Origin of the sequence: Phormidesmis priestleyi BC1401 (assembly GCF_001650195.1) — a bacterium.
GTDB classification, from domain to species: Bacteria; Cyanobacteriota; Cyanobacteriia; order Leptolyngbyales; family Leptolyngbyaceae; genus Phormidesmis_A; species Phormidesmis_A priestleyi_B.
The window spans coordinates 1-11,952 of record NZ_LXYR01000090.1 but is presented as its reverse complement, the minus strand read 5'-3'; the positions used below and the strand labels follow the sequence as shown (position 1 = coordinate 11,952).

The 11,952-nt window shown below is 47.2% G+C and carries 10 protein-coding genes; 7 read left to right on the top strand and 3 right to left on the bottom strand.

The genetic code is table 11. The features are described 5' to 3' along the window. Positions 1-222: 222 nt before the first annotated feature. Complete coding sequence (locus A8707_RS24350) at positions 223-708, bottom strand: Tab2 family RNA-binding protein (RefSeq protein WP_068819815.1); 486 nt, start codon at positions 706-708, stop codon at positions 223-225. A 527-nt stretch (positions 709-1,235) separates the two neighbouring features. On the opposite strand from A8707_RS24350, the gene A8707_RS24345 reads away from it, so the two are divergent. Genes A8707_RS24345 through A8707_RS24335 form a run of 3 tightly spaced genes read left to right on the top strand, consistent with a single transcriptional unit; the run spans position 1,236 to position 3,393 of the window. Next, the gene (locus A8707_RS24345; protein ID WP_068819813.1) at positions 1,236-1,481 is read left to right on the top strand and encodes a hypothetical protein; all 246 of its coding nucleotides are present in this window, start codon (positions 1,236-1,238) and stop codon (positions 1,479-1,481) included. A gap of 56 nt (positions 1,482-1,537) precedes the next feature. Then, complete coding sequence (locus A8707_RS24340) at positions 1,538-2,071, top strand: DUF1499 domain-containing protein (RefSeq protein WP_082906493.1); 534 nt, start codon at positions 1,538-1,540, stop codon at positions 2,069-2,071. Between the two features lie 59 nt (positions 2,072-2,130). Next, on the top strand, positions 2,131-3,393 hold the full coding sequence (locus tag A8707_RS24335) for a metallophosphoesterase family protein (RefSeq protein ID WP_068819811.1): 1,263 nt from the start codon (positions 2,131-2,133) through the stop codon (positions 3,391-3,393). A gap of 5 nt (positions 3,394-3,398) precedes the next feature. On the opposite strand, the gene A8707_RS24330 is transcribed toward A8707_RS24335, so the two are convergent. Further along, the gene (locus A8707_RS24330; RefSeq protein ID WP_156518857.1) at positions 3,399-3,983 is read right to left on the bottom strand and encodes a helix-turn-helix transcriptional regulator; all 585 of its coding nucleotides are present in this window, start codon (positions 3,981-3,983) and stop codon (positions 3,399-3,401) included. Positions 3,984-4,354: 371 nt separating this feature from the next. On the opposite strand from A8707_RS24330, the gene A8707_RS24325 reads away from it, so the two are divergent. After that, positions 4,355-7,912, top strand: coding sequence for an NACHT and WD40 repeat domain-containing protein (locus tag A8707_RS24325; protein WP_068819809.1), 3,558 nt, complete (start codon positions 4,355-4,357; stop codon positions 7,910-7,912). Here the strand turns inward: A8707_RS24325 and moaA are convergent. Beyond that, entirely contained in the window at positions 7,909-9,012 is a 1,104-nt protein-coding gene (moaA, locus tag A8707_RS24320) for a GTP 3',8-cyclase MoaA (RefSeq protein ID WP_331711744.1), read from the bottom strand. The two genes, A8707_RS24325 and moaA, sit on opposite strands and share 4 nt — an antisense overlap. A gap of 187 nt (positions 9,013-9,199) precedes the next feature. Here moaA and A8707_RS24315 point away from each other — a divergent pair, with 187 nt between their 5' ends. From A8707_RS24315 to A8707_RS24305, 3 genes are all read left to right on the top strand, one after another. Beyond that, the gene (locus A8707_RS24315) at positions 9,200-10,540 is read left to right on the top strand and encodes an RNA-directed DNA polymerase (RefSeq protein ID WP_068819806.1); all 1,341 of its coding nucleotides are present in this window, start codon (positions 9,200-9,202) and stop codon (positions 10,538-10,540) included. Between the two features lie 331 nt (positions 10,541-10,871). After that, the gene (locus tag A8707_RS24310) at positions 10,872-11,204 is read left to right on the top strand and encodes a type II toxin-antitoxin system PrlF family antitoxin (RefSeq protein ID WP_068819804.1); all 333 of its coding nucleotides are present in this window, start codon (positions 10,872-10,874) and stop codon (positions 11,202-11,204) included. Between the two features lie 2 nt (positions 11,205-11,206). Then, positions 11,207-11,704 carry a type II toxin-antitoxin system YhaV family toxin gene (locus A8707_RS24305; protein ID WP_068819802.1) on the top strand — a complete coding sequence of 166 codons (498 nt, stop codon included), beginning with the start codon at positions 11,207-11,209 and terminating at the stop codon, positions 11,702-11,704. Positions 11,705-11,952: the final 248 nt, after the last annotated feature.

Below are 11,952 nucleotides of genomic sequence, written 5' to 3'. Positions count from 1 at the left end.
TGCGATTGAACGGCTTTGACTCGATTACGAGAGGAATTCGGGCAGTGGCGCATGACCTCCATCGTCTATTTTCCTTTCTTCAATAAACTAGCCCTGCCATTTTAGGGGGCTTTGAAAGCTCGAAAGTCACCCAAAATGGGAAGTTGAGGGGCAAATTCATAGCATCGTTCAGCAACACCGAAGTCTAACTCCACATTAAGAATCAGGCGTTTTGTCGTCAATCTACTGTGGTTTGACGATCGAGTCTTGTTGTTTGAGCAACCAAAATCCGGTGTAAGTCATTCCTGAGTCGTCGGGCTGCACGAGCAAGAAGTGCAATCCCTGGCTGGCTTGCTTACGCTGTTCATAGATTTGGGCAGCAGATTTGACTTCAGGATCGTCGAAGGTAGCAACGATCCAACGATCGACCGCGCCTGCTTCTAAAATCAGACCATCTGGGGCACCCGCGATCGCAGTCAGTGCAATCGGATCAGCCGTCTGCAACCACCGAGCTAACAGCAGCGATCGCCGTCCTCCATCAATCACCACCCCTGGAACTGCCACCGTTGACGCAAGTCCTAGCTTGATGGGCATTAAATCATCGGGCATCTCTAACACCGGAATCATTCGCTCTGTAAACGCTTCAGAAAGCTCGATCGCGGATAAAGACGCAAATCGCCAGCGATCGCCCCAAAGATTTTCGGGCAGCGGTTGAGGAGGGTTTCTCATACATTACAGACACAATCGACAATACACTTTACCCTTCATTGGGCATCGCCATGCTGTTGCAAACTGCGTTCTCAATAGAGGTCAATAAAATCATTGGCGGCAGTTTCATTAATTTTGTCTAAAGCTTTATTCGTAGAGAAGTAGCAGCGATTTAAGCCTACGATCGTCGTGATCATTAGACCTCCTGCTCGAATACTTCGCCCTCACCCTAAGGAGAGGGAACAAGAAGTTCTAGCTCCCTTCTCCCCAGGGAGAAGGGTTGGCGAGGGCTTGCCCCACTTCGTGAGGAGGGCGAAGTATTCATGCAGGAGGTTCACATACGTTCGATACTTCATTTTAGCCAGCAGAACTTTTATGTAGACCCCGCCAATCTACCGCGATCGCATCACAAAGAATTTCTAAAATTTGAGGAGTTGTAAATCTTCTCAATGAGTGAATTGAGCAATAGGCTCTAAAAGGCTGCTCTGAATTTCAAGAGTAGCCCTCTTTTTTGGTAGGCTGACATAGGAAACCACAAGAGAAGACCCGTGAAAGATCAATTCTTTAAGTGGCTTAATTTCATATTGATGCTGGATCTGTTTCTGGTGCTGTTTAGCTTTGCGTGGCTGATGGTGGCGGTGATTGGTCGCGGGGCTAAAGTGCCGTTGGGGTTAGATCTTTGGTACAAACTCTGGGAGCCTGTGTTTACTCCTGCGATCGGGATTCTGATGGCAGGGGCAATTTTTAGCGGCGCTGCCAGTTGGGTTGCTAAACGTCTCAATCCCGATTCATAAACGATGGCTCTGCGTTAGAGTTTTCTAGAGATTTAGTTCTGTCAAAAAATTCTCTCATGCGTCATTTATTGTTTAAGCGAGTTTGGGCTTCTGCGCTCTCATTGATGTTGACGATCGCCACCTGGCTATCCATTTCAACACCAGCCGCAGCCAGTCCGACCACCCTATTACATCCTCCTCTCATGGCACTATTTTCATTTTCAGGCACTCGCCCTACCAATCTCGGCGTTCAAAATGGCACACTTGCTGCCTGCCCCGACTCTCCTAACTGCGTCAACAGCTTCAGCACGGATGCTGAACACAAAATCGACCCGATCCGCTTCACCTCGTCGCCAGACAAGGCATTTGCTGATTTAAAGCAAACCGTTCAATCGATGCCTCGCACTAAAATCGTGACTGAGAATGAAACCTACCTGTACGCTGAGTTTGCCAGCAACCTGATGGGATTTGTTGACGATGTTGAGTTTTATGTAGACAAAACGGCGGCAGTGATTCACGTCCGATCGGCATCTCGCTTGGGCGAATCCGATTTAGGAGTTAATCGCCAACGCATTGAAGCTATTCGTACCGCTTTAAACGGAGTTGCATAACCGTCGATTAGCGGTATTGTAAGGTTGGTTATAGACTAATGCTGACGTACTAACTTGCTATGCCGCGATTTCTCCATTTGGCTGATGTTCACCTGGGCTTCGATCGCTACGACAGCAAAGAACGCACCAAAGATTTCTTTCTGGCGTTTGAAGATGCGCTGAAGAAATACGCGATCGAGGCTCAGGTTGATTTTGTGGTGATTGCAGGTGATTTGTTTGAGCACCGCACGATTCAGCCCAATATTCTCAATCAGGCAAAAATCTGCTTTCAGATGCTCAAAGATCATCAGATCCCAGCGATCGTGATCGAAGGCAACCACGACAATCGACCCTATGGCACGCAAACAAACTGGCTCAAATATCTGGCTCAAGATGAATTACTCATTCTGCTAGAGCCAGAAACCGTGGATGGGCAGGTGATTTACGAAATGTGGGATGGCGAAGCGGGCGGATATATTGACCTCGATTGTGGTGTGCGGGTGTTGGGTTCGCAGTGGTATGGAGCGTCTGCGCCTAGAGCGATCGAGTCTTTAGCCAACGCCATTCAACAACTTCCGGCGAGTCCGGGCTACTCGGTGATGCTGTTTCATCACGGGCTAGAAGGACAGATTGCCCGATATCAGGGGGCGTTACGCTACACCGATTTGCTGCCGCTCAAAGACGCAGGCATTGACTATTTAGCGCTGGGTCACATTCACAAAAATTATAGTGAACAAGGCTGGGTGTTTAACCCCGGCTCGACGGAGGCAAATAGCGTCGAAGAGTCGAAATACGATCGGGGTGCCTATCTGGTCGAGCTAACTCCAGATGGCGTTCAAGCCGATTTGAAACAGGATTATTATCAGCGTCCCTGGGTGCGATTGCAGGTGAAAGCACGAGGCGACGAAAGCCAAGAGCAACTTAAGGAAGCGGCGATCGCGCAAGTGCAGTCTGCGATCAAATCCAAACGCATTATTCCTGATCAGGCTCCGATGGTGGAGTTGAGAATTGAAGGACAAGTCGGCTTCGATCGCTTAGATCTTGATGTCAAAAAACTTCAGCAGCATCTCAAAGACCTCACAGGAGCCTTGATTTTTCTGCTGAAGTATGAAGTCGATAGCGTCGAATATGCGTCTCCTTTGTCAGAAGAGATGTCTCGATCGCACATTGAGCGAGAAGTTTTTACCGATTTGTTGGTGGCTCACAACACTTATAAAGGGCGATCGACCGAGCTTGCACAAGGACTGATAGAACTCAAAGATCTGCAACTGCAAGATCACTCTGAGGTTGAGCTATATGACTTTGTGCAAACCTTGCTGGAATCGTCTTTAGATCGATCCTGATCGATTCAGCACCAGCTCTCTTGATGCGCCTGCTTCTTAGATTGGATGTTGCCCAAGTGTTTTTTGACCGTATCGATCGTGATATAAAGTCGAGCCGCAATCTCTTTGCGCGGCAGATTGCAGCGCTTGAGAAACCAGACCTCAGCTTCACGGGGCGTTAGACCATATCGTTTTGCCTCAGTCACTGCCAAACTTTGTAAAGCCTGCTGCTGATCTTCGAGCCTGACGAGCATACAGGGCTGCTGCAAGTCATCGAGTTTGAGCCACTGCACTCGAATCCGAAATGTTTGAAACTGATGATTCGTGATTTCTGACTCAATCACTAATGGGCGATCGCCATACAGCTCACGGCTCTCAGTTAACGCCTCACACGATCGCAACACTTCGTCAGGCACTGCATGATTTTGCTGGGTCAAATGCTGGCAAATCCGAGTGCCGGGGGTGTTGGCATAGACAAGCTCGTGCTGCAGATTCAAAATCAAAATGCCATCAACGAATCCTTCGAGCACAGAAGTCAAAAAGTGATTATCTTCTAAGGGACTCATGTTCATCTTCTTGGGGGCTTGAATGAACGGTAATTGTTGCTTCACTGCGTCTGAGTTGGCGATGTTATGCACTGCCGTCTCAATTAAACGGTTAGGAGTTCAGGTCGAAGCACTGCCTGAAGCTCTACATAAAAGCTAAACGAGTTGTTCCTGCATGGCAGTGAGAAAAAGTTAGGACTTCGATCGCCGCAACGTTATAAAACGTTAGTTCACGACTTGAAACACTCGTGAGAGTAACCGTACAATCTCGCTACAGTATTTGTAAGGAGAAATCTAAGCGGTTTAGAAACAATCACCGGGAATTTACGAATACTCCATTGAATCCTTAAACAGAAGGCAGCCCGATCTCGGAAGGATGGCAACAGTCAGCCGAGGTCGGTGCCAATCAGGAAAGACGTTCGAGGGTGCATTGAGCTATGACGATCGAAGAAGCGCTAATTGTGCTAGATAGCCTGATGGGGCGAGAACAGCTTACCCATCTACAAGAAACTGTGTTTTGTCGATCGTGGGACGGGCAAACCTACGAGCAGATTGCAGGCACGGTCGGCTATGACTCTGATTATGTAAAACTGGTTGGCTCTCAACTCTGGCAGTCTCTTTCTGATCACATTGGTCAACGTGTGACCAAAAATAATTTTCGAGTGGTGCTCAGGCAGCAGATGGGAAGACAGGATGAAAAGCATTCTGATTCATCTCTCCAAGATTGGGGCGAACTGATTGACACCTCTGATTTTTGTGGACGATCGCAAGAACTGACCGAGCTAGAGGGCTGGATCGTTCGGGATAAGTGCCGTCTCGTCACGCTGTTGGGCATGGGCGGAATCGGTAAAACCGTGCTCTCAATCAAGTTGGCAGAACGGCTGCAAAAAAACTTTGAGTGTGTAATCTGGCGATCGCTGAGAGATGCGCCTCCGATTGATAGCATTTTGTCTGATCTCATTCAATTCCTCTCTAACCAGCAAGAGACTGAGTTGCCCGACTCGGTAGACGGCAAGTTAGGGCGACTGCTGCATTATCTGCGTCAGCATCGGTGTCTGGTGATTCTCGACAATGTTGAATCTATTTTAGGCACAGGCGAACAGGCGGGACATTACCCGATCGGGTACAAAAGCTATGGGGAGTTGTTTCGGCGGGTAGGTGAAACGGTGCATCAAAGCTGTGTCGTAATGACCAGCCGCGAGAAGCCTAGAGAAGTCGCCGCGCTAGAAGGCACTGCCATGCGATCGTTCAAACTAACCGGGTTGGACGAGTCGGAAGCGAGAGAATTGCTGAAACCAAAATCTCTATCTGCGACGACTACCACGTTTGAGCAATTGATCGATCTGTATGCCGGAAATCCGCTGGCTTTAAAGATTGCGGCGGCGACAATTCAAGAATTGTTCGATCGCGATGTTGCAGAGTTTCTCAGACACGGAACGGCTGTATTTGGCGACATTTCCAACTTACTGGATCAGCAGTTCGATCGGCTTTCTGACTTAGAGAAGCAGATTATGTATTGGTTAGCGATTAACCGAGAAGGTACGTCGATCGCGGATCTGGCTGAAGATTTAGTGCCGATCGTGCCCAAGCGTCACTTGATGGATGCGTTGGCATCGTTAGCTCGTAGACCTCTGATCGAAAAACAAGGCGCAAGCTTCACCCTGCAACCTGTCGTCATGGAGTATGTAGCTGAAACCTTGACCGATCGGGTATATCAAGAAATTCTCACCCAAGACCTGCATTTATTTGTGAGTCATGCGTTGCTCAAAGCGGATGTTGAAGACCAGGTGCGCGAGAGTCAGATGCGGATGATTGTGCAACCCTTGCTCGATCGCTTAACTGCCCCGACTCACTGCAAATCAGAGATCGAAAAAAAGTTGAAGAAAGTGCTGTTGACGCTGCAAAATCGGGATGACTGCGCGATCGGATATGGTGCAGGAAATGTGATTAATCTGCTGCGGCAACTCCACATAGATTTGACCGGATATGACTTCTCAAACTTATCGGTCTGGCAAGCTTATCTTCAGGGAGCAACCCTTCATCAGGTCAATTTCAGCCACGCTGACTTGAGCAAATCAGTCTTTTCGGACACATTGGGCAATGTCTGGTCTGTGGCGTTTAGCCCTAATGGCAGTGTGTTGGCGGCAAGTGACACAGCCGGAGAGATTCACCTGTGGCGACTCTGCGATCGGGCGGGAAATCTGCTGCGTCATCGCCAAAAGCTGCTCACCTTTCAGGGACATCAGCACTGGGTTTGCTCGATCGCCTTCAGTCCCGATGGTCAGACGTTGATTAGCGGCAGCGTCGATAAAACCGTCAAACTGTGGGATGTGAACACAGGAGACTGTTTGCAAACCTTTGAGGGGCACCGCGATTGGCTTGTCTCAGTGGCATTTAGTCCACTTGGCTCGATCGTGGCGAGTAGCAGCGTCGATCGCACCATCCGCTTATGGGATCTTCAAACGGGAAACTGTCTGCGAGTTTTAGAGGAACATCAACACTGGGTTTGCTCGATCGCCTTCAGCCCAGATGGTGAAACGCTAATTAGCGGCAGCGATGATAAAACCCTCAAACTGTGGAACGTTCAAACAGGCGACTGTCTCAAAACCTTAAAAGGACACACGAGCGGCGTGCGTGGAGTTGCATTCAGTCCTGATGGTCAAACGGTGGTGAGTGGCAGTCAAGATCACACCGTCAAGCTCTGGAATTTAACCAATGAGCGCTGTGTGAGAACCTTAGCCGGACACACCAACGAGATTCGCTGCGTCAGTTTTAGCCCCGATGGTCAGAGTGTGGCAAGCAGTAGCTTCGATCGCACTCTCAGACTGTGGGATTGGCAAACCGGACAGTGCTTGAAAACCTTGCAGGGACATACTGCTCCCGTTCGCTCTGTCAGCTTTAGCCCCGATGGTCAGATGGTGGCAAGTGGCAGCGCTGATCAGTCTGCGCGGCTGTGGAATCGCCAGACAGGTGAATGCCTCAAGACCTTTCAGGGCTACACCAATTTTGTCTTGTCGGTCGCCTTTAGCCCTGACAGCCAAACCCTTGCCAGCACCAGCGCTGATCACACCCTCAAGCTCTGGGATCGAGAAGGGCAGTGTCTAAAAACGATGCGCGGACACAGCAATTGGGTGTGGTCTGTGGCGTTTAGTCCCGACGGTCAAACCTTGGCGAGCGGCAGCTTTGACCAAACCATCCGACTGTGGGATCGGCAGACGGGACAGTGCCTAAAAACTCTGTACGGACACAGCAATTGGGTGTGGTCTGTGGCGTTTAGCCCTAATGGACAACGGCTCGTGAGTTCTGGCTTTGATCAAACCGTTCGACTTTGGGACACCGCAACGGGAGACTGTTTGCGCGTCTTAAACACCGAAAGCCGCATCTGGTCAGTAGCATTTAGCCCCGATGGAGAACGGATCGCGATCGGACTCGAAGATCATCACATCCAACTCTGGAACCCTGGCACAGATGCCCCGCTCACCTCACTCACAGGACATACTGGGCGCGTTTGCTCCGTCACTTTCAGTCGCGATCAGCAAACGCTTCTCAGCAGCAGCGACGATCACACCGTTAAACGCTGGAGCTTACACACTGGAGACTGTTTGCAAACGCTGGACGATCGAGATTGCGTCAAGTCAGCCATCTTTAGCGCCGATGAAAAAATCATCATCAGTGGCGGATTGGATCACACTCTCAAATTCTGGAACGCCACCACCGGAGTCTGTGAACAAACCTTGCAAGGACATCGCGATCGCGTCTGGTCGGTGGCTTGCAGTCGTGACGGCACCACGATCGCTAGTGCCAGCGAAGACGAAACGCTACGACTCTGGGACGCAAAAACTGGGGCGTGTCTGCATGTGTTTCGCAATCCCCGACCTTACGAGGGCATGAATATTACGAATGTGACAGGTTTAACCGATGCCCAAAAAGCCACCCTTGAAACGCTGGGAGCCATTGATGTCAATGGAACAACGAGAGAGACTGAGGAACTCTAGCCTCCGATCTGGGACATAGTGCGGCTGTAGGTGCCGACCGTGCCCGACTGACGCTGTTTGTAATTGATCTCTGGTTTTCGCATTAAAAGATCTCGGACTTGTTCTCGTAAATCAGAGGTCGGAACGCCCGATCGTAACCCTGTTTTGAGGTCAAGCTGTCCGTCTTCGTTGAGCAGACACGGGCGCAGCCAACCATCGGCAGAGAGTCGCATTCGATTGCAGCGATCGCAGAAACATTCTGACATTTGGCTGATAAATCCTAGCGTTCCTTTCGCCCCTGGAATTTGAAACACATCGGCAGGTCCGTTTCCTTTCACCTGAGATTCAGTCAGCCCCCAGCGATCGCGAATCTGTTGGCGCAAGTCTTCCGAAGTCACCCATCCTTTGTGATTAAAGAGATCATCGTTTCCGATCGGCATAAACTCAATAAATCGGATATGCCACTCTCGATCGAGACTCAATGCCGCCAGACTTAACACCTCGTGATCGTTGACTCCTGGAATTACCACCACGTTGAGCTTTAAAGGATTGAAACCCACCTGATAAGCTGCTTGAATGCCATTCCAGACTTGTTGCCAGCGCGATCGTCCACGATTGCCAACAATTTTGTCAAAGGTTTCCGGCTCTAACGAATCCAAACTAATATTGATGCGCCGCAGACCTGCATTATAAAGCTCTTGCGCCAGCCCTTCTAGCAGAAAGGCATTGGTCGTCATCGACAGATCTTGAGTTTCGGGAAATTGAGCAATCTCCTCGACAATCTTCACCACCCCTGGACGAATCAGAGGCTCACCTCCCGTCAGCCGAAATCGGGTAAACCCAACGGGAATGAAGACTTCGCGCAAGAGGGTTGAAAGTTCTGCTTGAGTCAGCAAATCTTGCTGCAACACATAGTCAATGTCTGCGCCCTCTGGCATACAGTATTGACATCGAAAGTTGCAGCGATCGACCAGGCTAATTCGGAGATAGTCAACTTGATTCATGCCTCCATTGTGACGGATGAATGCGATCGCTTCAATGAGTTGGGGTGAATAGAAAGGATGGCGGTTGGGTTGGGGTGTCGATCGAGAGTTTGGACTCTGGAATCTCCGCCTAAACACTCATATTGAAAATTTAGGGGGCTTTGATAGGTCTAGAAATACGTTGTGACTTTTGGATCACTTCGTCATAGCAGTTCATCGAAGTCCCTTCTCAGAAGATCGAGGTTATATTATTTACAGGCGATTACTTAGAATCTTCTACTTCAACTATTGGGCTGAGAGTAGGAGACTTATTCACTGGCGTTAAATGATCAATAAAACTGAATTTCTTAATCTCTTTGCTGGTAGTTTTTGGAAGAAGATTAGCAATGAGACATTAGTTCCATACTCAGCAGATAAAAAGCCTGAGCAGTTAGCGACTCTTGAAAAACTACACGATGACATTACCCATAGGCACTATTATCCTGGACTTCCACGCGAATATCTAGTCTATGACAAACACAACTGCGTGTCGAGAATAGTACCAGTTTTCGATTCACGCGAAAACTGTGCTTATTATTTCTGTATTAGACAATTGGAACAAGACATTGCAGTTAATCGAGTTGATGGAACATTTGGAGGTTGGAGTTTAGGCAATCCCATACGTGCAATGGAAGAAGAGGAGCTAGAAGGGTTGACCCCTCCATCACCAATTCCTCAAAGTAGTTACAACCCGTTTAAGTGGTCACAAAATTGGAAAGAATTTCAGAAACGTGCGTGGCTTTACAGCCAGAATCCAGATTATTGTTTCTTCCTAGAATTTGACATTGCAAATTTTTATGACACAATTAACCTTAGTCTTTTAGAGGATAAAATTAGACTCGTTACCAATTCAAAAGATGCTTTTGTAATTGATTTACTTTTTCACTTTCTCAGAAATTGGAATCGAAGATTTGAGAGGTACTCACAAAAATCTGTAGGAATACCTCAAGATGAGATTGGCGACTGTTCTCGAATTTTAGCTAATTTCTATTTACAGGGTTATGATGCTTTCATGAAATCAGAGTGTGACAAGTATGGAGCTTGCTATCTCAGATATGCGGACGATCAAATCATCATGGCTCAAAGTGAGGAAATTGCTTATGAAATTCTCTTTGAGGCTTCAAAGGAACTGTTCAAAATTAATCTAAATATTAATTCCAGTAAAGTTAAACCTTTCTTTTCTCGTAATGAGTTCCATATGTACTGGGCTTTTGAAATTTTTGAATTACTCGATGATCCAAAAGATGTTGATAAGGTGAATCAAGGAATAGAACTTTACTTTGAATGGCTTGATGGCGGGGTTCGATTTAAGCATGATTCTGCACTGCGTCGAATAGTCACCGTTGGTCTTTCCATAGCAAAACCCCACTTGAAGCATAAACTAATGTCAGCACTTTATGAACCTAAGTTCCTGATAACACAGAATTATTGGTTGTTAAATAAAGTTGCTCAACATCTATCGGATTCAACAGACCTTTTCAGTATCTTGGATGAGCAGATACCAAAAGTTAGGTTTAGTTCGTTTCATTACAATCTACTCAAGTTTTATAAAAGGTATGGGAGAACAGGGTTTCCAGAAACAGAGATTATTCAACGTATCGATGAGTTAACTTTAAGATTGAGATAGTGACACTACCATTACTTTTTCCGAAGCGCAATCCTGTGTTTATTGGTAGAGGATAACAAGTTTCTCGCCGCTGTCAAACTCGATCGTTATACTGCTTCAGACATCCAAAAATGGTCGTCAATAGATGGGAACAGACGTAAGCATTGACTGATATTTTCAGGAATTAACAGAATACAGACAGCAGCTTGGGCTTTCTCCAGTAAGCAGTGAGACCGATCGCAGCACGATCCAAAAGTAATCTTCAAACCCAAAAATATCGCTCTTATTTGACAAGGCAATGCGATCGCATTACCTTGAAGGTAGAGTTCAGTCCACAGGTTTAGAGGTTGCTATGGCTGTAAAACTAGACCCATTCTCAGAATCTACTCTGACCGATCGCTATCAGACAACCATTCCTGATCCCGTTCGCAAAGCGCTTGGCTTAAATAAGCGCGATAAAATCTGCTACACCATTCAGGCTAACGGTCAGGTCGTGATATCTCGTGCTGACCAAACCGACAGCGACCCAATACTGGGGCAGTTTCTGGAATTTCTTGCACAAGATATTGAAAAGAATCCACAACACTTACAGGGGATCAGCTCTGATTTAGTAAAGCGTGTTCAGTCTTTGGTTTCTGAAGTTGATCTCGATCTCGATCAATCACTTTCAGACGAGGACGAATAAGTTTGCCTGTACATCAGCCAATAGTGCTCAATGGGTGGAATATATTTGCTCATCCTCTTTTCCTCAACCAGTTTGAAGAACTTCTAACCCAGGTCGAAAGTTTACGTCAGAAGTATCCTCAAGACTATAAAAAAAAGAATGCAACCAAGCGTCTAGCCGCCATAGAAAAACTGGCGTTTGATGTGATTCCTCAAGATCCGACGAGTCGTGATTATCGCCAAGGCACTACGCTGGGCAGTGAATACAAGCATTGGTTTAGGGCTAAGTTTTTTCAACAATATCGACTATTTTTTCGATATCATCAAGAAAGTAAAATTATTGTTTTTGTTTGGGTCAACGATGAAAGCTCTAAGCGAGCCTACAACAGTAATACAGATGCTTATCGAGTTTTTAAGAGAATGCTTGACAGTGGTAATCCACCAAACGATTGGAATGACTTACTTAAAGACACAGAAGATGAAACTAATCGTTTAGAGAAGGCAGTCAAAGCAGAAATTTAATCGACTAGAAGCAGTTATCAATTCACAGCTTAATAGAAGGTTAGTCAGACAAAGTTCTGGTTCAGCAACAAACTCTAGTTTAAAGTCTTCACGTAGCATCTGACCTTAAGGTTTTTCAGAAAGTTGCAGATTTACGGGCTGTGCTTTTGATCAATAGTTCGGACAGTTTTTGCGGTCAGACGTGGACAGAAAAGCTATCCATCAGCTAGGGTGCAGATTAGAAACAAAGCGCACCGGATGGATAGCCA

Bases quoted from the DNA above. Each gene is read 5' to 3' on its own strand.
- A8707_RS24350 (WP_068819815.1), bottom strand. From the start codon at position 708: ATGAGAAACCCTCCTCAACCGCTGCCCGAAAATCTTTGGGGCGATCGC.
- A8707_RS24340 (WP_082906493.1), top strand. From the start codon at position 1,538: ATGCGTCATTTATTGTTTAAGCGAGTTTGGGCTTCTGCGCTCTCATTG.
- A8707_RS24335 (WP_068819811.1), top strand. From the start codon at position 2,131: ATGCCGCGATTTCTCCATTTGGCTGATGTTCACCTGGGCTTCGATCGC.
- A8707_RS24325 (WP_068819809.1), top strand. From the start codon at position 4,355: ATGACGATCGAAGAAGCGCTAATTGTGCTAGATAGCCTGATGGGGCGA.
- A8707_RS24315 (WP_068819806.1), top strand. From the start codon at position 9,200: ATGATCAATAAAACTGAATTTCTTAATCTCTTTGCTGGTAGTTTTTGG.
- A8707_RS24310 (WP_068819804.1), top strand. From the start codon at position 10,872: ATGGCTGTAAAACTAGACCCATTCTCAGAATCTACTCTGACCGATCGC.